Raw genomic sequence first — 21140 nt, forward strand, 5'->3', positions numbered from 1 at the left:
TATTTATTTCTGCATATGATTTGACAAATATAGTTCAAAACAAAGAAGATAAATACAACACCAATTTCTTTCACTTTCCGAAAGGTTGGTTCAACACAACTCAAGCAAGGGGGATTCATATGACTTCACAAAACAAAAACAATCATCTACCAGACAGAAGCGAAGTAAAAGAAGAAAACAAATGGCGTCTTGAAGATATTTTTGAAAGCGTCGATGCATGGAACAAGGAATTCGAAGCGGTCAAAAAAGAAATTCCGAAGCTGGCTCAGTTTAAAGGCAAGCTGGCCCATTCTGCTGATGTCCTGTATGAAGCCCTAACCTTTCAGGATCAACTTTCTGAAAAGCTTGGCAAGCTTTATACATATGCGCACATGAAATACGATGAAGATACAACGAACTCATCATTTCAGGCGTTAAATGATAAGGCATCAAATCTATTTACACAGCTGTCAAGTACATCTGCTTATATTGTTCCAGAGATTTTATCGATTCAAGAAGATAAATTGCAGCAATTCATACTAGAAAAAGAAGAATTAAAACTGTACTCACATGCTCTCGAAGAAATTAATAAAGAGCGTCCACATATTTTAAGTGAGGAGCAAGAAGCTTTATTAGCTGAGGCCTCTGAACCACTTTCATCTTCATCTACTACTTTTAGTATGTTTAACAACGCCGACATTTCTTTTCCTTCTGTAAAGGATGAGAATGGGGAGGAAAAGAAGATTACCCACGGCAACTTCATCACATTTTTAAATAGTGATGATCGTGAAGTGAGAAAGAATGCCTTTAAAGCTGTGTATAAAACGTATGATCAGTATAAGAATACACTTGCTTCTACACTGAGCGGTTCAATTAAGAAGGATAATTTTTATGCAAAAGTACGAAATTACAAATCGGCAAGAGAAGCAGCATTATCACGAAACAGCATCCCGGAAGAAGTGTATGACAATCTAATTGATACAGTTCATCAATATTTACCGTTATTACACCGTTATATTGAATTACGTAAAAAGGTATTAAAGCTTGATGAAGTGCACAATTACGACTTGTACACACCACTTGTGAAAGATGCTGGCATGAAGCTCACCTACGATGAAGCAAAGGATTATATGCTGAAAGGGTTAGCCCCATTAGGAGAAGAATATGTGTCCGTGTTAAAAGAAGGACTCGAAAATCGCTGGGTAGACGTTTATGAGAATAAAGGGAAACGAAGCGGTGCTTATTCATCTGGGAGCTATGGTACAAAGCCATATATCCTCATGAACTGGCAAAATAACATTGATAATTTGTTTACACTGGCTCATGAATTTGGGCATTCTGTACACAGCTACTATACAAGAAAGCACCAGCCATATCCGTATGGAAACTACAGTATCTTTGTAGCGGAAGTGGCTTCCACTACAAATGAGGCGTTACTAGGTGAATACCTGCTTAATCATTTAGACGATAAAAAGCAGCGTTTGTATGTATTAAACCACTTGTTAGAAGGATTTAGAGGAACGGTATTTAGACAAACGATGTTTGCTGAGTTTGAGCATCTTATTCATGTGAAAGCACAAGAAGGAGAGGCTTTAACGCCAGAATTTATGACGAACCTTTATTATGACCTGAACAAGAAGTACTTTGGTGACGGCATGGTGGTTGATAAGGAAATCGGATTAGAGTGGACGAGAATCCCTCATTTCTATTACAACTATTATGTGTATCAATACGCGACAGGCTATAGCGCGGCGCAGGCATTAAGCAAGCAAATATTACAAGAAGGAAAACCAGCGGTAGAGCGCTACACCGATTTCCTTAAAGCAGGAAGCTCTGATTATCCAATCAATGTGCTGAAAAAAGCAGGGGTTGATATGGCTTCTAAAGAACCAATCAAAGCAGCATGTCAATTGTTCGAAGAAAAACTAAAAGAAATGGAAGAGCTCATCTCCAAAACAGGTGAGTGATGAAAAGACTTCTGTCAGACGTGTGAGTGCTATCTCATCTTTTGACAGGAGTTTTTTTCTCATAAAAAAAGACCTCTTCAGATGTCGAGGCCATTCCATGTCAAACATCAACCTTTAAAACCTCTAAAGGTCTTACGGTGATTCATTCGATAAAGCGTAAAAAGAATCGAAGCAAATAAGAGTGGAGACGTCAAATAAAGAGGAAGCATCTTCATTAAGCCTAATATATTTAAAAAGAAACATAAGCCAATGGCAACAAGTCCAATAGTTGTGCTGCGCATGCAGATCCCCCCATTTTTTTGTTACTTTTACTATATGAAAGTGACAACCCTCTTATGTTTTGTGACAAAAATATGAACATATAGTATATCTGTTGTCATAAGTCGACAAAATTTGATATACTACAGATGTGAAATTAATCACATACAAACATTACCCCTTTGTTTGACCGTGAAAAATTTCTCCCATCCCCTTTGTTGTCGTTAAGACATAGTGAAACCGCGCTTATCCCGGCGCGGTTTCTTCGTATTTATAAACAGAACGAATGTTCCTAGTGGAGGTAAAGAAAAACATGGGTCAGCACCCATGTTCATTTTCACAGCGATAGACATCAAGATCTGTATGGTGGTCATTCTCTTTATAGCGCCAAAACATTTCTTGCTGCACTTGGACACGTTCTACCTTTTGAGCGAAAGCCAGCTTCTTCATTTCTCGTTCAACTTCTTCAAGCGTCAGGTCATAGACAACGGCTATCTCTTTTGCGGAAGCAAATTGAAAGTAAGCAATAAACCATTCAATTGGAGGCCGTTCTGATGGTGTTGGTTTTTCACCAATCATTTCAAAAAGGATTTCTTCGTAAATATCATAAGAGTAGGCACCTGAAATTTTTAATCCTTCGTCTCCATTTACTGTATTAAAAAAGGCGAAGGTCGGAAGCTCAGATACGTCCATTTCTGCTGCAATTTTCATATCACATTGCAGTGCTTTCACAGCACTTTGAGAATGAATGTCGCGCTGGAATTCCTCGATGTCCAGTCCAGCACTTTTTGCATTTTCTATCAGCACCTGCTCACTTGTGACATCTTGCTGATGGCAAAAAAGTGATTCTTGAATGAGACGCAAAAATTTCATTCCGCATTTTCTGCCTTGAAGCTCCGCTGCTTTTAGTGCGAGTGAGGCGAGGTAGGGTGATGTCACAATTTGTTCAGACAGCATTTGTTCTTTTTTGGTCTGCGTTTTAGTGGCAAATTTCCCCCATGCTTCAGTCAGTAAATGTTTCTTTCTTTTCCGATTCAAAGCATTAATACTAGAACTTGTTACCGTTCGTAAAGTGAAAAAACGGCCATATTTCATTTTCAACTTTTTAATGGACGGCTCTAATAACCAGCAGTCTGGGCTTAGAGGATCAATGAATACATAGATTTCAATCGGCTTTTGAGGATGTCCGTGACAGTGTGAGAAATATTGATCGTGCGTATTGCAGCTCAAGATCGTCCATCCTTTTCAGGTGTTTGGTTGACCATATGACGAGCCGTCAGAGAAAGCCGTTCAAATAAAAAGTCACGAATATCGCCGGTTAATCCTACTTGATCCATTGCATCCTCCATGCATTCAAGCCATGCGTCAGCTCGCTCCTCAGTAATCGGAAAAGGGAGATGTCTCGCCCGCAGCATTGGGTGGCCATGCTCTTCTGTATAAAGCGGTGGTCCGCCTAAATATTGCGTTAAAAACTGTTTTTGTTTTCTTGCTGTTTCTTTTAAGTCATCCGGGAAAATAGGATGAAGCAAAGGATGACACTTTACATTTTCATAAAAAGTATCAACAAGTTGCGATAGAAGTTCCTCTCCAACCGCTTCGTAAGGTGCGTTAAACGATTGTACCATGTTGACTACTCCTTTTACTCGTAGTTAATAGGATGACTCACCCTATTGCGCATTTCATTTATTTCAAAAGTGATATTCAGTTTGTTCTATTTTATTGTTTCTATTCTTGTACTTATTTTAACAACCTCATCTCAATTCCACAAACAAACCGCTTTGGTCTGCTCGAAATAAAGAGAGAATCGGGTTCTGTGATCAATTGACCATATCATAACACATTCAGTCAAAAAAGGGGGAAAAGCGACATACAAAAAACCGAAGAGGTTATTCTCTTCGGTTTAAGCGAAATATTGAGCTGTGATTTTCTTTACATAATTTTGTGTTTCTTTAAATGGAGGAATGCCTCCGTATTTATCTACATTTCCTGAGCCTGCATTATAGGCAGCTAAGGCGAGTGAGATATTCCCGTTATATTTATTGAGCATTTGTTTTAAATACTTCGTTCCGCCTTCAATGTTTTGGGACGCATCAAAAGCATTGTTGACGCCAAGTGATTTAGCAGTAGATGGCATGAGCTGCATGAGTCCAAGCGCACCTGCATGGCTGACAGCATTTGTGCGGTAGCCGGATTCCTGCTTGATGACCGCGTGAATCAGCTTTTCGGGAACGCCATGCTTTTGAGCCATTTGTGACACGATTTGATTCATCTCTTTTGATGATGAGCCGCTGGAGACAGCCTTTTGAAGCGGCGGCGTGTAGCTGTTGTTTAAGACATTTCCAATGCCATTCGCTGTATTTAATTGGTTGTCATTTGCATACAAAGATTGGGCCTCAAGCTGATCACTGCCGGAAGTGGCAGATAAATATGGGTTTGTACGCGCATATTGCGTGTTCGGAGCCGTTGATGGGTCCGTGCCCATAAAAGCAGAGATGGAAAGCGGGAGACGTGATAATTCTGATCCGCCTAAAAAATCTTGCAGCAGCGACTGAAATGAAGCTTGGGCATTCGATTCTTGACCCGCAGACATTTGCGTTTGTGCTGGATCTGTCTGTAACGTTTTAAGCGCTTGAAGCTGCATAAAGGATTGAAGTTGATTGACGTTCATCATGTTCCTCCTTCAAGGAATTCATCTATTCTGTGTTTTCATTTTTTCTTCATAAAAACGAACGACTTTGTTTTTCGTGTTTCGTACTGGAATATGAAATTTGCGGAGCAATGCGGAGAAAGCGGCTTGTCCGATTTCCAGGTCGCTCACTTCAAATTCAAGTTCATAGTCCTCTACTGTTAAATATCGGCTGTGATCCAAAACAATTAAGCCTTCTTGAATCATTTTTTCTGCTCTTGACGTTTCAAGTGAACCAAAGTACACAATTTGATCCTTTTGAATGTTCAGGTGGTCTAATCTTTCCGCAACTTCACCATCTGGCAGCTCAAAATCGTCAAGTTGAGATGGGGGAGCGATCGTTTGGTGGGTTTCGAGCAAGCCTATTTTGTGAGGTTCCTTTAATGTGAGCACCCATTGACCGTTTTTTTCTCTCATTCTTAATGCAGCCAATTGAGATTTTATATCAAATTGAGGTGTATCAAAATAATAGTTGGTTTGCGTGTGGAAATCCGCATCCTTCAATTGAAAATGCTGTTTCAGCTGTTCAAATTCTTCTTTCATTAATAATTGCTTTAGTTCGATTTCAATTTCCTGTGCCATTTTGACATCAACCTTTCATTAGAGGAAATATGATTATTGTACATGAAGTGTGTTCACCATGTAAAAGACTGTTTTTTTCACTCTATTTTCAATTTAGGTATGGACCAAAATGAATGAAGAATCTTGGGAAAGGATCATTTAAAAGAGAAAAACAGGGTTTTCTCAAAAAGTTCGGTTTATCAATATTGAACTTGATATGATAAAATAAAGCTGTACTTTGTTGTAAAGGAGATCATGATGCAAAACAGAATTGAAATCACAGAAGCAACTTTAAAAGAAGACAGGCTGATTTTGACAATCCAGTCAGAAGAGCAAATCCAAAAAGCAAAAGCATCAGGACAAATGCTTGTTGATTCTGATCACTTTGCGTTCGTTTACATACTTGAAACCGAGGAGTCCTTTTCGTATCTTATTTTAGGGGAACATACATGGGCTCCATTAAAAGAAGCAATGAATCGTGACATCCCTGTCTATTTGGCATCGGATGAATATTCGCTGGAACTCATTCAGCTTCAACAGGAATTACATTATTTAATCGACAATATTAAAGACAATGCCAATTACGGAGATATGGAAGAGAAAGTGAAAAGCACATTCCTCTGAAATAATTAGGTATATGGAATTGGGGGAAGTTTCATGGACAAAAAACAATGGGATCAATTCCTCGCACCGTATAAACAAGCAGTCGAAGAATTAAAAGTGAAACTAAAAGGCATTCGAAAGCTGTATGAATTCGAGGATGACCATTCACCAGTAGAATTTGTCACAGGCCGAGTGAAACCCGTTGCCAGCATATTAGAAAAGGCAAAGCGTAAAAACATCCCGATGCATGAGATTGAAACGATGCAGGATATTGCAGGGCTTCGCATTATGTGCCAGTTTGTAGAAGATATACAAGTCGTGAAAAAAATGCTCCAGTCACGTAAAGATTTTGTGGTTGTAGATAAACGCGACTATATTGCAGAACATAAAGAAAGCGGATACCGCTCTTACCACCTTGTTGTGTTATATCCGCTGCAAACCGTAAGTGGAGAGAAACAGCTCCTCGTCGAAATCCAAATTCGTACGCTTGCGATGAACTTTTGGGCGACCATTGAGCATTCTCTGAATTATAAATATAGCGGGAATATCCCGGAGAAGGTCAAGCTGCGCCTTCAAAGAGCATCTGAGGCAGCATCTCGTCTCGATGAAGAAATGTCCGAAATCAGAGGGGAAATTCAAGAAGCACAAGTGGCATTTTCCCGGAAAAAGAAAAACGACAGCTGAGCCAGTTTGATCAAATATGATGCTGCCCTCTCATAGCAGCAAGGTGAAAAAGGAGAAGAATTCATGAAATTTGCAGTTTCTTCAAAAGGGAATTCTGTATCTGACACGCTCAAAAGTAAAATTCAGACCTACTTATTGGATTTTGGTATGGAACTAAATGAAGAGGAACCGGATCTTGTCATTACGGTTGGTGGAGACGGCACCCTTCTTTATGCGTTTCACCGTTATAGCGACCGTCTAAATGAAACAGCGTTTGTCGGTGTTCATACAGGTCATCTTGGCTTCTATGCTGACTGGGTGCCGAGTGAAATTGAAAAACTCGTCTTAGCCATTGCGAAAACGCCTTATCATATTGTGGAATATCCGATCTTAGAAGTCATTGTCAGATACAACGACGGCGGCAGAGAAGAGAAATATTTAGCAATGAATGAATGTACGATTAAAAGCATGGAAGGGACACTTGTAGCAGATGTTGAAATTAGAGGCCAGCTGTTTGAAACATTCAGAGGTGACGGCCTTTGTCTGTCTACACCATCTGGCAGTACGGCCTATAATAAGGCACTGGGTGGCGCCATTATTCATCCTTCTATTAGAGCCATTCAGCTGGCAGAAATGGCTTCAATCAACAACCGAGTGTTTCGGACGGTCGGTTCACCGCTTATTTTGCCTGACCATCATACTTGTGTGATTAAACCGAGGAATGATGTCGATTTTCAGGTGACCATTGATCATTTGACACTGCTTCATAAAGACGTCAAATCCATTCAATGCCGGGTGGCAGACGAGAATGTCCGTTTTGCCAGATTTAGACCGTTTCCGTTTTGGAAAAGGGTGCAAGATTCCTTTATCGGAAAAGGAGAATAAGAAAGAGGTTGTTCCCGCTGGAATACTTTACGTTAAACAAAACCATAACAGCCAAAGAAGAAGGGCTGCTTTTAAAGGAATATTTAATTGATCTTGGCATTTCGAAAAGAATGCTGACGGATATTAAGTTTGATGGCGGTGACCTCCTCATTAATGGAGAGCATGTTACCGTGAAGTGCGAGCTGCATGAAGGGGACAGACTCACCATTTTATTTCCCGAGGAAAAAGTGAGTGAAGGGCTGAAGCCTGCACCGATTCCACTTGATATTATATTTGAGGACGAGCATGTCCTTGTGCTGAATAAAAGGCCGTATATTCCTTCGATCCCTTCTCGGGAGCACCCTGCGCACAGTATTGCGAATGGATTACTGCATCATTATGCCAAGCAGTCTGTTCGGCATACGGTTCATTTGGTGAACCGTCTTGATCGTGATACATCTGGTGTCATGCTTGTGGCGAAGCATCGCTTTGCCCATAGCCTTTTATCAAAGGCGCAAAAAAGTGGAGCGGTTAAACGAACATACAGAGCCTTTACACATGGCATGATCACAGAAAAACATGGAACGATCGCTGCAAAAATTGCCCGAAAAGGGGATAGTATTATCGAGCGGATGGTTGATGATGCTGGGCAGGAGGCAGTAACGCATTATTCCGTGCGAGCGGTAATCGCTGAGTTGAACATGTCGGATGTGTCTCTCTCACTTGAAACCGGGAGAACACATCAAATTCGTGTGCATATGCAATTTCTTGGGCATCCGCTCATCGGAGATACGCTGTATGGCGGAACGACCGAGCGGATAGACCGGCAGGCACTGCATAGTGAAACCCTTGTGTTTCCTCATCCGATGACAGGTGAGCAAATGACATTTTCAGCCCCGCTTCCTGATGATATGAAATCATTGCTTTTTTAAATAGAGAAACCCGGTCACCTGCAGCGCAGGACCGGGTTTTTTTATGATGTGAAATGCTGAAATCTAGAATCGTCATAAGGCATGGATGAAGGAACGGAGACCGTTTTAAGCTCAGGGTATGTGAGGGCAGACAGCTTGTTGCCAAATACGCAGCCTGTATCAATATTGACCGTTCTGCCAACGAATCGAGGTTCTTTTACTGGTGTATGGCCGTACACAATCCATGGTTTTCCGAGATACTCTTTTGCCCAGTCCTTGCGAACAGGCCGTCCATCTGGCCATGTTTCTCCTGTGACGGCACCAAATAATAAATAGGACCGCATTTGTTTATTCGGCTTTTTTCCAATATCCTTTTCCTTCATCGCCGCGTGTGCAATGATCAGCTCATCAGGAATGAGTACATCATAAAGCGGAGCCTTCTCGAATAACTGCTTAAATTCATGTGACAATTTGTTTTGTTCATGGATTGGCAGTTTTTTTATTTCGTTCACTGTGGTTTCGATGCCATGAAGCAATTTGACGGGATTTCCTTTTAAGTAGCGATAAAGCTTAAAGCAGTGGTTGCCAGGTACATAGCGGATTGCGCCGTGTGAATAGGCATGAATGACAAATCGCATGACGTCTACTGACTGAGGTCCACGATCTGTTAGATCACCAACAAGGGCCAGCGTTCTCTTATCAGGATGGACGGGTAATCCATGTTTGAGTTCGTATCCTAGTTTGTGTATGAGGGTAAGCAGCTCTTCGTAGCAGCCGTGGATATCGCCAATAATATCGAATTTCATAAGGTTTCCTCCTGATTTTTTCATCCATTCATCGGATATAAAGAAGTTTGAATTTTAGAAAATATAACGAATAGCTTTCATTTCATTTGGGCAATTGTTAGAATCAATGCTTTAACGTAAAACTTAAAAAATTAAACATGAATGTTAGGAGGCTTTAGCCAATGGAGCATACATCTGTTTCATCACTCGTTGTCGTTATTATTGTCGCCTTTTTCACCCCTATTTTATTGCACCGATTTAAGCTGACCATTCCGGTCGTTGTAGCTGAAATCATCATGGGGCTCATCATTGGGAAAAGCGGCCTTCAACTGGTTGTCGAACATGATGCGTGGTTAGATACATTATCCATGCTCGGTTTTATTTTTCTGATGTTTTTAAGTGGACTTGAAATAGATTTTTCTTCTTTTGAGTCAAAGAAGAAAGCACGAGAACTTCCAAATGGTTTAAAAGAACCAAATACATTTAAAGCAGCCACCATTATTTTTCTTGGGGTATTTTGTATTTCCTTTATCCTGTCCTATGCGTTTGTACTCGCAGGGTTTATCCAAAATGCCTTTTTAATGACGCTCATTATCTCTACCATTTCATTAGGCGTAGTGGTGCCAACCTTAAAAGAGGAAAAGTTGATGCAGACGAATATCGGTCAAATCATTCTGCTTGTAGCTGTCATTGCCGATTTGGTCACGATGATTTTACTTGCTGTGTTTTCCTCCATTTATGGAGATGGAACAGGGAACATGTGGCTCCTGCTCTTATTATTTGCTGCAGGCATTCTTCTTTATTTATTTGGCCGCGTATTTAAGACAAAGTCAATTTTTCAGTCGATGTCTAAAGGAACCGTGCAAATTGGGACAAGGGCAATCTTTACTCTCATTATAGTCTTAGTTGCCTTATCTGAATCACTCGGGGCTGAAAATATTCTAGGGGCGTTTTTAGCTGGTGTGCTTGTGTCCCTTCTTTCGCCAAATAAAGAACTCGTTCAGCAGCTGGACTCATTTGGCTACGGATTTTTAATCCCGATCTTTTTTGTGATGGTCGGAGTGGATCTGAATATATGGGCACTGTTTAAGGACCCGACGATTATGATCATGATTCCGCTTCTGTTTATTGCGCTGCTTATAAGTAAGCTCATCCCGATTCTTTATTTGAAAAAATGGTATGACATGAAAAAGGTCATTGGCTCCGGCTTTTTATTAACTTCAACTTTATCTCTCGTCATTGCAGCTGCGACGATTGGTGAGCGGCTCGGTGTCATTGATCATAAAATGTCAGGAGCGCTGATTTTAGTTGCTGTGCTAACGAGTATTTTAACACCTGTTTGGTTTAAAGCGCTGTTTAAAAAAGAACAAGCGGCAAGCCATAAGAAGCGTGTGACCTTTATTGGTGCAAATCAGCTGACTTTACCTGTCACACTTGATTTACATCAGGATGAATATGACATTCGGATTTTGCATGTGTTTCAAGAAAATAAGGAAGCACTGCTGGCAGACTCTATCTTTGAAGTCGAATCAATTGAACAATATGATGATGAGACGCTGAGAAAGGCAGGCGTCGGCCAAGAGGATGTCCTTGTCGTCGCAACAGGCAGTGAGACGAAAAATAAGGAAATTGCTTTATTTGCAAAAGAAGAAGGTTCAAAACAAGTCATTGCAAGTGTCAACAAAGCAGAGGCAGAGCTGACATTGAAGGAAGCGGGAATTGATACGTTTTCTACTTTCCTTTCATCTAAAACGGTGCTAAGAGCTTTGATTGAAGCACCTGATGCGATTCGATTGCTAACAAATGAGGATTCTTCTTTGTATCAAATTCAAATGAACAATCATCGTTATCATAATGTCATGCTAAGAGAATTTCCTTTCACCGGTGATTTGGTATTTGTTCGCATTTTTAGAGGGGTAGACAGCTTAGTACCGCATGGAGATACGACACTTAGAAGCGGCGACCGTGTGCTTGTATCGGGCTCCCGGGAGTATGTGGCAGGACTAAGAGCCCAATTAGAATGACAATGAACCCTTGACCAATGAACAATTCCTGATTAAGATAGAGGTACAACATCATATATTTGATCCACTAGGGGAGTCCTTTAAAAGGGCTGAGATAAAAGTGTTCACTTTTAGACCCTCATTACCTGAACAGGTTCATACCTGCGTAGGAAAGTGGTGCGGTTTTTGACTATGCTTTTTACAAATTCCAAGCCACTTTCCATGCGGAAAGTGGCTTTTTTATATGGAAAAACAGGAGGAGAGGAACATGACGTTTTCAACAGAATGTAAAGAGGCTGCAGCAACATGGTGGAATGGAAGCTTTACACATCCTTTTGTCAAAGGGATTGGGGATGGCACACTTTCACTCGATCGTTTCACCTATTACGTGATGCAGGATTCTTATTATTTAACTCATTTTGCAAAGGTGCAGGCATATGGAGCGGCGATAAGTGAGGACTTACATACGACGGGCAGAATGGCGTATCATGCCCAGGGCACGTATGAAGCAGAGCTGTCGCTGCATCGGAAATTTACAGAGCTTCTGCAAATTTCTGATGAAGCCATTGAGAACTTTAAGCCTTCTCCCACTGCTTATGCGTATACCTCTCATATGTACCGATCTGTAAAAAGCGGACGGTTTGAAGAGATTTTAGCCGCGCTATTACCGTGTTACTGGCTCTATTATGAGGTAGGTGAAAAGCTGAAACAAACAACACCTGACCATCCAATTTACCAAGAATGGATTTTGACATACGGAGGCGATTGGTTTAAGGAACTCGTCTTTGAACAAGTGAATCGCTTTGATGAACTAGCAGAAAAAGCACCAGACCATGTACGGGCCAATATGAAAGAAAATTTTGTGATTTCAAGCTATTACGAATATCACTTTTGGGAGATGGCGTATCAAAAAGAAATGTGGCAAACAGCATGCTTAGATGGGGTTGGTGCAAATGGAACTCCACGCAGTGACAAATGATTCCCTTCCTGCGGGTGAACTGATCAAACAAATAAAAGCCATAGCGTCTGAAGTGGATTTTATTCATATTCGGGAACGGTCTAAAACAGCAAGTGAGCTTGTTGATCTCGTGAAGAATCTCCTTTTAGAAGGTGTATCGAAAGAAAAGCTCGTGATCAATGACCGTGTAGACGTTGCACTGCTTACCAATATTCACAGGGTGCATCTCCCGGGCCACAGCTTTTCGCCAAAAGAACTGCGAAAAAAATTTCCTCACCTTCATGCGGGAGTATCTGTCCATTCGATAGAAGAAGCGAAAGCAGCAGAGAAAAATGGAGCAGAGTATGTCATGTTTGGGCACATATATGCTACCTCTTGTAAACCAGGACTTCAGGCAAGAGGTGTACATCTTGTGAAGAAACTGACTTCTGCACTAACGATTCCAGTGGTGGCCATCGGCGGGGTGACCCCAGAACGAGTTCCAGAATTGAAACAAGCAAATGTGAAAGGAATTGCTGTCATGTCTGGGATTTTTGCTCATCATCAGCCGCGTATGATGGCACAAGCATTTTCTGAAAAGGTAAAGGAGAATCCTTATGAAAAAGCATTATGACGTTGCAATCATTGGTGGTGGAATCATAGGGGTCTCCATCGCCTATCACCTTGCAAAAGCAGGAAAACAGGTGGTCTTATTTGAAGCGAATGAGATAGGGAAGCAAACGACAAGTGCGGCTGCCGGGATGCTCGGTGCACATGCTGAAGGAGAGGGTCATGAGGATGTTTTCTTTCAGGCAGGCAGAGCAAGCCAGGCATTGTACGAAAAATTAAAAGTCGATCTTCTGCATGAATCAGGCATTGATATTCGAACTTCAGCGGGCGGTATCATGAAGGTCGCCTTTACAGAAGAAGAGAAACAAGCCCTTTGCCGGATGCAGCATTTGTCTACATTTAAATGGCTTGACGCAAGCAGCGTAAAAAAATGCATGCCTCAAGTTACAGATCACATGCTGGGAGCAGGTTTGATTGAAGAGGATGTGCATGTGGAACCTTACGCTGTATGCAGGGCTTTATGGCAGGCGGCTGTCCGGTACGGGGCAGATGTGAAAGAGTGTACACCTGTGATCGAAGTGAAGCGGGACAAAGAAGCGTTAACTGTCAGAACAACGAAGGGCACATTCACATGTGATGACCTGACAGTCGCAAGTGGTGTATGGTCTGGCCGTTTTTTTGAAGAACTCGGATTATCTCATTCTCTTTATCCAGTAAAAGGGGAATGTGTGTCTGTATGGAATAATGGTCCGGCGCTCGCACACACCATTTATCATGATCATTGTTATATCGTTCAGCGAGATAGCGGAAAGCTTGTTATCGGCGCAACAATGAAGGCAAACGAGTGGCAGGCTGTTCCAACGCTTGGCGGCATGGAAGCTGTGATTCAAAAGGCGTCTCAGCTTATGCCTTCTATTAAGGAGATGCCGATTGAAGAGTGCTGGGCAGGCCTTCGTCCGGCGACAAACGACCGGCATCCTTATATCGGAAGACATCCAGAAGACAAGCGTATTCTTTTTGCTGCAGGGCATTACAGGAATGGCATTTTACTTGCGCCGATTACTGGAGAAATCATTCGTGACCTGATATTAGACGAACCGGTCAAAGAGGAATGGCTTCACGCGTTTCGTATTGGACGAAAGGAGGCACTATTCGTATGAAGATTCAATTGAATGGCAGAATCGTTGATTTCGATCAAGAGAATGGAACGATTTATGATCTGCTATCAGCCTATCAGCTTGAAAACCGTGTGGTGATCGTTGAAAAGAACCATGAAATCATTGATAAAGAAGCGTTTCAACAAGTAGAAATTCAACCAAATGACACGATTGAAATCGTTCATTTCGTAGGAGGAGGATGATCCAATGCTGCACATTGGCGGAAAAACATTCACATCAAGACTATTACTCGGAACAGGAAAGTACCCATCATTTGAGGTTCAAAAAGAAGCGGTGAACGTATCGGAAGCCGAAATTTTAACCTTTGCCGTCAGAAGAATGAACATATTCGAAGCATCTCAGCCTAATTTTTTGGAGCAGCTTGATTTATCAAAATATACGCTGCTTCCGAATACAGCTGGAGCAAGTACAGCAGAAGAGGCAGTGCGTATTGCCCGTTTAGCAAAGGCTTCTGGGCTTTGTGACATGATTAAGGTAGAAGTCATTGGCTGTTCAAGGTCTCTTCTGCCAGATCCAGTTGAAACATTAAAAGCATCTGAAATGCTGCTCGAAGAAGGATTTATCGTGCTGCCATATACATCTGATGATGTGGTGCTGGCAAGAAAATTAGAAGAACTCGGTGTCCATGCTATCATGCCTGGTGCTTCACCGATTGGTTCAGGCCAAGGCTTACTAAATCCTTTGAATCTCTCATTTATTATTGAGCAGGCGAAGGTGCCGGTCATTATTGATGCTGGCGTAGGTTCTCCAAAAGATGCAGCTTATGCGATGGAGCTTGGAGCAGACGCTGTATTACTAAATACCGCTGTCTCTGGTGCAAAGGATCCTGTGAAAATGGCAAAAGCAATGAAACTCGCGATTGAATCAGGAAGACTAGGCTATGAGGCAGGACGTATTCCGCTGAAAAACTATGGGACAGCGAGCAGTCCACAGGAAGGAATGCCGACATTTTGAGCACTCGTTATTCACGCCAAGAGCTTTTTCAGCCAATTGGAACAGAGGGACAAAAGCGGCTAAATGACTCAAAGGCGGTCATTATTGGAGCGGGGGCACTTGGAACCGCAAGTGCTGAAATGCTCGTTCGTGCCGGCGTTGGATCTGTCACCATTTTGGACCGAGATTATATTGAATGGAGCAACCTTCAGCGTCAGCAGCTTTACACGGAGCAAGACGTGATGGATCGGCTGCCAAAAGCTGTGGCGGCTGAAAAAAGACTCAAGCAAGTAAACAGTGACGTGCACATCAAAGGAATCGTAATCGATGTGACTGCTCACAATATTGACGAACTTGTCAGTGGGGCTTCAATCATTGTCGATGCAGCGGATAATTTTGAGGTAAGAATGATTGCAAATGATGCCGCTGTCAAACATCAAATTCCGTTCCATTATGGGGCCTGTGTAGCCAGTTATGGCATTCAATTCACAGTGATCCCTGGTGAAACGCCGTGTTTACACTGTCTGCTTGAACATTTACCCGCACAAGGCATGACATGTGATACAGCAGGTATCATTAGTCCAGTTGTGCAGCAGGTGGCCGCATACCAAGTGGCAGATGCACTTAAATATTTAACAGGACATCAAGTGACGCCAATTTTAAAATCCTTCGATTTATGGAAAAATGAACGGTCTGACATTCGGTCGGCCGCGTCTTTAAAGAAGAAGCAATGTCCAAGCTGTGGACTGAAGAACTATCCATTTCTTTCATATGACAAGAGAGCGAAGGCAGATGTACTATGCGGCCGCAATACGGTACAAATCCGCAGTGCAGCAGAAACACCGCCGCCTTTACATGAAGTAGCTCTTCGGTTAAAGCAAGCAGGGATGGATGTGCTTGAAAATCCATATTTGCTTTCGTGTCAAAAGGATGAGTTTAAGCTTGTCTTATTTAAAGATGGCAGAGCGCTTGTTCATGGTACGAATGATATTGCCAAAGCAAGAACCATTTATCATCAATGGATTGGCTAATGAGAGGTGTGAAGAAATGACGATCAAAAAAGCATTCACAATCGCGGGTTCTGATTCTGGCGGCGGGGCAGGCATTCAGGCAGATTTGAAAACTTTTCAGGAGCTCGGTGTGTACGGAATGTCTGCGATCACAGCGATTACTGCGCAAAACACACTAGGTGTTCACGGGATATACCCGCTTTCAATTGAGGCGTTAGAGCGTCAAATAGATGCAGTGGCAGAAGACTTACTGCCAGATGCCGTCAAAACAGGGATGCTGTGGAGTGCAGACATGATCAAGATCGTAGCTGAAAAAACGGTTCAATATGAGATGAAGCTGATTGTAGATCCAGTCATGATCGCAAAAGGAGGGTCCTCTTTATTAAATGAAGATGCGGTCTCTGCGATGAAAACACACTTGCTGCCTGTCAGCTATGCCGTAACGCCAAACCTTCCTGAGGCAGAAGTACTGACAGGCATACGTATTCAGACGAAAGAGGACCGCTATCTGGCAGCGGAGCGTCTTTATGAGCTCGGTACGAAACATGTCGTGATCAAAGGCGGTCATGGTCCATCTGATGGGATGATTTCAGACCTGCTGTATGATGGCAAAGGCTTTATTGAAGTCACAAATGAATATATTGATACACCACATACACATGGCACAGGCTGCACGTTTGCAGCAGCATTAACAGCTGAAATTGCGAAAGGATATTCGATGAAGGAAGCCTTTGAAACAGCAGAAACCTTTGTCCATGAAGCCATCAAATTCCCTTTGCGTATTGGATCTGGACACGGGCCTACGAATCATTTTGCTTATCAGCAAAACAGAATCAAACGTTAAGGGAATCGAACCGTCTTCCTTGTGAAGGCGGTTTTTTTGCGAAAATGAAACTTTCTTTCAGAGGAAATTGTCATTCTCTTATGATCTGTGATAATATTATGATCAGGTACTAATACTATGTCTTGAAAAAATAGGAGGCTTTATTACATATGAACTTTTCTTTAGAAGGCCGTAATATCGTGGTGATGGGTGTTGCCAATAAACGAAGCATCGCATGGGGAATTGCCCGCTCACTTCATGAAGCTGGAGCTCGTTTGATTTTTACTTATGTTGGAGATCGCCTTGCTGAATCGGTAAAAGAGCTTGCAAGCACACTTGAGCGTGATGATTCAATCATTCTTCCATGTGATGTGACAAGTGATGAAGAAATCGAAAAATGTTTTGCTGCAATTAAAGAAAAAGTACAAGTCATTCATGGCGTTGCGCATGCCATTGCATTTGCAAACAAGGAAGAGCTTGTAGGCGAATACTTGAACACGAACCGTGAAGGTTTCCTTTTGGCGCACAACATTAGTGCATACTCATTAACTGCTGTAGCAAAAGCAGCACGTCCATTGATGACAGAGGGTGGAAGCATTGTGACGCTTACATACCTAGGCGGAGAGCGTGTTGTATCAAACTACAACGTAATGGGTGTAGCGAAAGCATCTCTTGAAGCAAGTGTGAAATATTTAGCAGCTGATTTAGGCGCAGAAGGTATCCGTGTGAACAGTATTTCTGCTGGTCCAATTCGTACGTTATCTGCAAAAGGCATCAGCGGCTTTAATACCATTCTGAAGGATATTGAAGAGCGTGCACCGCTTCGCCGTACAACAACTCCTGAAGAAGTTGGCGATACAGCTCTATTCTTATTCAGTGATCTATCTCGCGGCATGACAGGTGAGAATCTGCATGTTGATTCTGGCTTCCATATCATTGCCCGCTAAACGAATACATGACTTGCAGCATACCGATGAAGGGTATGCTGTTTTTTTATTTTTCTTCTGATTTGAGCCCTCCGTTCATATATATAAGGAATGAATCATTCGGGAGGGATTAGTATGTCAAATAAAGGTGATGAGAATCAAAAGCCGCTGATGTATATTGTTCAGCCGAGCTATCAAGAATCAAAGCCGGCCATGCAACATATTGTGAGAAAGCGAAAGAAATCAGAAAAACAGCCAGAAAGTGATACCAATACAAAAGATGTGATCAAAAAAAGCACGCAGGAGGAACCTGCAGCTCAAGAAATAGAGCATAAAAAAGAAGCCGAGCCGCCTAAACTTCAACAAGAACGAGATATGACACAAGAAGCTGAGTTTACAGAAGAACAAGAGGATACACAAGAAGCCGAACTTACACAGGAACAAGAAATCATACAAGAACCAGAGCTCATACAAAAGCGAGAGTCTCAGCAAGAAGAGGGAAACCAGCCAGAAGGTGTCTTTCATGAAACAAAAGAAGAACCAAGAAGAAAACGAGTGAAAAAACCTTTAAGTCAGATGAGTATTGATGAAAAAGTCGATTTTCTCACAAGACTGCCTCATAATATGCCAAGGGCTCTTTGTCTGATTGAAGCTGATGGTAAAACATATAGAGGAATCATCATGGATCGAAAAGATGATACAGTGGTCATTCGTACAGCAGGCGGGGGAAATCCAGTCGAATTAGCGATTGCTGAGATTACTTCCATCCATCCGCTAGGTTTTTAACTAATAAAAAAAGTCCCATATAGGGACTTTTTTTATTAGCAGTTACGGTTGATGAGTCGTGGGTTTAGGCATTCGATTGCGCAGAAGCAGTCAAGGTCTACTTCAATGCAATATTTCGATTTTTCTAATCGGAACACATCACATAAGGAATCTTTATCTGTAAAATCTAAAATATGACGGTCTTTGTCAAATGCGATAAGCAAGCTGAGTGTTGCGCAGTGATCACAGATGTGTTCGACTCTGAAAAATGCAGTGCTGAAGCAAGGACCTGGATCTACTTCTCCGACATTTCCGAATGCGACGAATGGTTTTGATTTGGATGTAAAGAGAACAAACGGAACAGTGTCACCTAATGAATGTGATGGAGAAAGAAGATTGCTGTAACAGCTGGTCGGGCACTCTTCTTTGACAGCATTTTGTAAGTCGCTAATGTTTTCAACAGCCTCTGTTACACAGTTCCATGAATGTTTGCTGCTCATATTCAACCCTCCTATACTAGGAAATTTGTTTGAGTGTTTGAGCACTGTTATCATCTACAAGCTATCTTTGCCGGCTCGTGCATCTACTTTTAACCAATGCGGAAGCGGCCGCTTCTTATGCCGACTGCTCCGCATGATTGGCTGTCATTCGTGAGAGGAAGGGGATGCTTTGACTTATGACAAGTTAGATGAGCGGCCTGTTGATTTAGCCGTGGTGATGATGCTTTTTATCTTTTGATGGCATGACTCTGTCGACAAGCTCTGGGTTTAAGCATTGGATTGCGCAGAAGCAGTTTAGATCAACCTCAATACAAAAGTCCGTTTTTTCTAGACCAAAGAAGTCAGGGTCACAAGGGTGACACACGCTTAACGTATGTCCGTGTACATCAACAGGTCTTAATACAGATAACGTAGCACAGCAGTCGTGTAATTTTTCAACCCGGAAGAAAATGGATTCGAAGCATTGGCAATCGTCAACAAATCCTCCGATGTTTCCGAAAGTAGAGAACAACCCGCCCTTTTTATCAAAAAGTAAAAACGGAATCGTATCTTTTCCAGAAACTGTTGGGCTTAATAAATTACTGTAGCAGCTCGTAGGACATTTATCTTCTACAGCTTCCTGCTCTGCTAAAATCTTATCAACCGCATCGCATACACAGTTTTCATCATGTCGGCCATGGTGTTTTCCGCAGCTCATGGATTTCAGCTCCTTTAACAAGGTATTTGACTTTAGTCCTTAACAACATATGTATGCGCCCTCTAGTTGGTGTGGGTAAATGACCATTTATATTTGTTGTATTTTTATAAAAGGAAAAGCAGAGCTTTTCGCTCTGCTTTTGTACATTAGAGGATACCGATTGCAACGATTGTCGCAACAAGTGTTTGTGTAAGTGTTTGGATTGCGATAGAGATGTCCGCATCGATTGTAGATACTGTAACGTTTCTTGAATTTTCGATGACAAGTTTTTGGCGGTTTGTTTGTTTGTGAGTAGCTGCTTGTAAGAGATCCTGAGTGACGCGGTCTGCCAAATCACCGTCAGCGATTGAGATATTTGTAATGGTGATGATCGCTGTTTGAATCGCTACTTGGATAGATGCTGCAACCTGTGCATCGACAGAAGATACGTTAATGTCACAAGAGTCTCTGACGATAATGACTTCCTCAGATGTCTGCTTTGTGAAGCTTACTTGATCCAAGTCTTGTAAGACATCTTCATCATCATAATAATCGTCACAAAGTGCTTTTCTTTCATAGTTGCATTCGTCGTGGCGTTCGTGGTATCTGTGGTGTCCGTGGTGTGAACAGTTACGATCTAGAGCGACCCAAGAATATGGTTTAGAATCCATTTCTATTCCTCCTTCCGTTTACTTTATTAAATGCTGGAATGCGTGGTTTTGTCTCGGGCATTTACCCTAGCAGGCAACCCATTTTTATTTAATCGTTATTACGCTGCGCATTACGACGCTGCTGAATACGATTTCGAAGTGAATTTCGATTTGGACGTACTTTTGGTTCAGGCACTACTTCTTCCGGCTGTTTTGCTGCCTCAGCCTGCCTTTTTTTCTCCTGCTGCTGTTCTACGAAATCATTTGCTTTCTTTTGTAAGTCCTCGACTAATTTCAAAATCATTCTTCTTTGATCATCTGAGATATTTGCTTTCTGATCATCAGTGATATTGTTTTTGTTTAACACATCACTGACAAGAAGACTTGTTAATGGATCAATATCCGTATTGATTTGAAACTCCTTTTTTTCGTTCTCTTCAGCCACGATGATTTCACCTCTTTCATACGTCATGTTAGAAAAAGAAAGGGTCAAAGAATGCCGGCTTCAACTAAGAGTACATTCAATGTTTGAGTGAGAATTTGGACGGAGTTCATAATGGATGCATCTGATAATGTAATCGTAATGTTATGGCAGTTGATGATTTGAATCACAGTTTTCTTTTGGACTGTCACTTGTTGGGTGGATAAAAGCTGATCTGTGATGTCTGCAGCCACTTCATCGTCTGGTACAAGAATTTGGATTAAAAGAGTAATGATTGTCGTTACGGTCGCTTGAAGGGAGAGTGCAGCTGTTACATCTGTTTTATGAATTGTGACATTTTCGGAATCTTTGATCTCAATGAAATCATCATAATTGCTGATTAATTCGTTTAACAGTTGTGTATACAATGTTTCAGCACTTTCTTCAATAGACAATACTTTCACTCCTTTC

General features: G+C 41.8%; 26 protein-coding genes and 1 riboswitch. Of the genes, 15 read left to right on the forward strand and 11 right to left on the reverse strand.

Going from position 1 to position 21140, the window contains the following annotated elements; all coding sequences use genetic code 11:
* Positions 1-119: 119 nt before the first annotated feature.
* Entirely contained in the window at positions 120-1946 is a 1827-nt protein-coding gene (gene pepF, locus NSU11_RS05760; RefSeq protein WP_342493844.1) for an oligoendopeptidase F, read from the forward strand.
* Positions 1947-2053: 107 nt separating this feature from the next.
* Here pepF and NSU11_RS05765 read toward each other — a convergent pair whose 3' ends face one another.
* The 5 genes from NSU11_RS05765 to NSU11_RS05785 all read right to left on the reverse strand — a co-directional run bounded on the left by NSU11_RS05765 (position 2054) and on the right by NSU11_RS05785 (position 5472).
* Entirely contained in the window at positions 2054-2227 is a 174-nt protein-coding gene (locus tag NSU11_RS05765) for a hypothetical protein (RefSeq protein ID WP_024425034.1), read from the reverse strand.
* A gap of 295 nt (positions 2228-2522) precedes the next feature.
* Positions 2523-3434, reverse strand: a complete 912-nt coding sequence (locus NSU11_RS05770) for a ClpXP adapter SpxH family protein (RefSeq protein ID WP_024425033.1) — start codon at positions 3432-3434, stop codon at positions 2523-2525.
* Positions 3431-3829 (reverse strand): thiol management oxidoreductase, encoded by a 399-nt coding sequence (locus NSU11_RS05775; RefSeq protein WP_008355333.1) that lies wholly within the window; start codon positions 3827-3829, stop codon positions 3431-3433. Before NSU11_RS05775 ends, NSU11_RS05770 begins: the two co-directional genes overlap by 4 nt.
* Positions 3830-4104: 275 nt before the next feature.
* Positions 4105-4872 (reverse strand): lytic transglycosylase domain-containing protein, encoded by a 768-nt coding sequence (locus NSU11_RS05780; protein ID WP_024426472.1) that lies wholly within the window; start codon positions 4870-4872, stop codon positions 4105-4107.
* A gap of 21 nt (positions 4873-4893) precedes the next feature.
* Positions 4894-5472, reverse strand: coding sequence for a CYTH domain-containing protein (locus tag NSU11_RS05785; RefSeq protein ID WP_342493845.1), 579 nt, complete (start codon positions 5470-5472; stop codon positions 4894-4896).
* 237 nt (positions 5473-5709) lie between these two features.
* On the opposite strand from NSU11_RS05785, the gene NSU11_RS05790 reads away from it, so the two are divergent.
* From NSU11_RS05790 to NSU11_RS05805, 4 genes are all read left to right on the forward strand, one after another.
* A complete protein-coding gene (locus NSU11_RS05790; protein ID WP_024425029.1) occupies positions 5710-6075 on the forward strand; it encodes a hypothetical protein in 366 nt (121 codons plus the stop codon).
* 33 nt (positions 6076-6108) lie between these two features.
* Positions 6109-6738, forward strand: coding sequence for a GTP pyrophosphokinase family protein (locus NSU11_RS05795; RefSeq protein WP_024425028.1), 630 nt, complete (start codon positions 6109-6111; stop codon positions 6736-6738).
* 63 nt (positions 6739-6801) lie between these two features.
* Positions 6802-7602, forward strand: coding sequence for an NAD kinase (locus NSU11_RS05800; protein ID WP_003211364.1), 801 nt, complete (start codon positions 6802-6804; stop codon positions 7600-7602).
* An 8-nt stretch (positions 7603-7610) separates the two neighbouring features.
* A complete protein-coding gene (locus tag NSU11_RS05805) occupies positions 7611-8513 on the forward strand; it encodes an RluA family pseudouridine synthase (protein WP_034621762.1) in 903 nt (300 codons plus the stop codon).
* Between the two features lie 41 nt (positions 8514-8554).
* Here the strand turns inward: NSU11_RS05805 and prpE are convergent, their stop codons facing one another.
* Complete coding sequence (gene prpE / locus NSU11_RS05810) at positions 8555-9298, reverse strand: bis(5'-nucleosyl)-tetraphosphatase PrpE (protein WP_044334771.1); 744 nt, start codon at positions 9296-9298, stop codon at positions 8555-8557.
* A 161-nt stretch (positions 9299-9459) separates the two neighbouring features.
* Between prpE and NSU11_RS05815 the strand changes: the two genes are divergently transcribed.
* The 10 genes from NSU11_RS05815 (at position 9460) to NSU11_RS05860 (ending at position 18443) form a co-directional block, all read left to right on the forward strand.
* Positions 9460-11301 (forward strand): monovalent cation:proton antiporter family protein, encoded by a 1842-nt coding sequence (locus NSU11_RS05815; protein ID WP_025093414.1) that lies wholly within the window; start codon positions 9460-9462, stop codon positions 11299-11301.
* 59 nt (positions 11302-11360) lie between these two features.
* A riboswitch (TPP riboswitch) is annotated at positions 11361-11470 on the forward strand.
* A gap of 78 nt (positions 11471-11548) precedes the next feature.
* Positions 11549-12259, forward strand: coding sequence for a thiaminase II (gene tenA, locus NSU11_RS05820; RefSeq protein WP_024425024.1), 711 nt, complete (start codon positions 11549-11551; stop codon positions 12257-12259).
* Complete coding sequence (gene tenI / locus NSU11_RS05825) at positions 12234-12851, forward strand: thiazole tautomerase TenI (RefSeq protein ID WP_171464151.1); 618 nt, start codon at positions 12234-12236, stop codon at positions 12849-12851. The genes tenA and tenI overlap by 26 nt, the downstream gene beginning before the upstream one ends.
* Positions 12835-13947 (forward strand): glycine oxidase ThiO, encoded by a 1113-nt coding sequence (thiO, locus tag NSU11_RS05830; protein WP_171464152.1) that lies wholly within the window; start codon positions 12835-12837, stop codon positions 13945-13947. The genes tenI and thiO overlap by 17 nt, the downstream gene beginning before the upstream one ends.
* Positions 13944-14147: a sulfur carrier protein ThiS gene (gene thiS, locus NSU11_RS05835; RefSeq protein ID WP_024426466.1), complete on the forward strand. Its 204-nt coding sequence runs from the start codon at positions 13944-13946 to the stop codon at positions 14145-14147. Before thiO ends, thiS begins: the two co-directional genes overlap by 4 nt.
* A gap of 4 nt (positions 14148-14151) precedes the next feature.
* Positions 14152-14919, forward strand: a complete 768-nt coding sequence (locus NSU11_RS05840; protein WP_041117145.1) for a thiazole synthase — start codon at positions 14152-14154, stop codon at positions 14917-14919.
* A complete protein-coding gene (locus tag NSU11_RS05845; protein ID WP_342493846.1) occupies positions 14916-15929 on the forward strand; it encodes a thiazole biosynthesis adenylyltransferase ThiF in 1014 nt (337 codons plus the stop codon). Before NSU11_RS05840 ends, NSU11_RS05845 begins: the two co-directional genes overlap by 4 nt.
* A gap of 16 nt (positions 15930-15945) precedes the next feature.
* Positions 15946-16752, forward strand: coding sequence for a bifunctional hydroxymethylpyrimidine kinase/phosphomethylpyrimidine kinase (thiD, locus tag NSU11_RS05850; RefSeq protein ID WP_342493847.1), 807 nt, complete (start codon positions 15946-15948; stop codon positions 16750-16752).
* A 149-nt stretch (positions 16753-16901) separates the two neighbouring features.
* The gene (fabI, locus tag NSU11_RS05855) at positions 16902-17678 is read left to right on the forward strand and encodes an enoyl-ACP reductase FabI (RefSeq protein ID WP_024425017.1); all 777 of its coding nucleotides are present in this window, start codon (positions 16902-16904) and stop codon (positions 17676-17678) included.
* Positions 17679-17792: 114 nt separating this feature from the next.
* Positions 17793-18443, forward strand: coding sequence for a CotO family spore coat protein (locus NSU11_RS05860; RefSeq protein WP_342493848.1), 651 nt, complete (start codon positions 17793-17795; stop codon positions 18441-18443).
* A 35-nt stretch (positions 18444-18478) separates the two neighbouring features.
* Here NSU11_RS05860 and NSU11_RS05865 read toward each other — a convergent pair whose 3' ends face one another.
* From NSU11_RS05865 to NSU11_RS05885, 5 genes are all read right to left on the reverse strand, one after another.
* Entirely contained in the window at positions 18479-18922 is a 444-nt protein-coding gene (locus tag NSU11_RS05865) for a CotY/CotZ family spore coat protein (RefSeq protein WP_342493849.1), read from the reverse strand.
* 205 nt (positions 18923-19127) lie between these two features.
* Positions 19128-19619, reverse strand: coding sequence for a CotY/CotZ family spore coat protein (locus NSU11_RS05870; RefSeq protein WP_003211658.1), 492 nt, complete (start codon positions 19617-19619; stop codon positions 19128-19130).
* Between the two features lie 146 nt (positions 19620-19765).
* Positions 19766-20269, reverse strand: coding sequence for a spore coat protein (locus NSU11_RS05875; RefSeq protein WP_048238524.1), 504 nt, complete (start codon positions 20267-20269; stop codon positions 19766-19768).
* A gap of 88 nt (positions 20270-20357) precedes the next feature.
* Entirely contained in the window at positions 20358-20693 is a 336-nt protein-coding gene (locus tag NSU11_RS05880) for a hypothetical protein (protein ID WP_048238867.1), read from the reverse strand.
* 44 nt (positions 20694-20737) lie between these two features.
* Positions 20738-21133 (reverse strand): spore coat protein, encoded by a 396-nt coding sequence (locus NSU11_RS05885; protein WP_252057859.1) that lies wholly within the window; start codon positions 21131-21133, stop codon positions 20738-20740.
* Positions 21134-21140: the final 7 nt, after the last annotated feature.

Source organism: Bacillus sp. FSL R5-0712 (genome assembly GCF_038593285.1).
GTDB classification, from domain to species: domain Bacteria; phylum Bacillota; class Bacilli; order Bacillales; family Bacillaceae; genus Bacillus; species Bacillus safensis.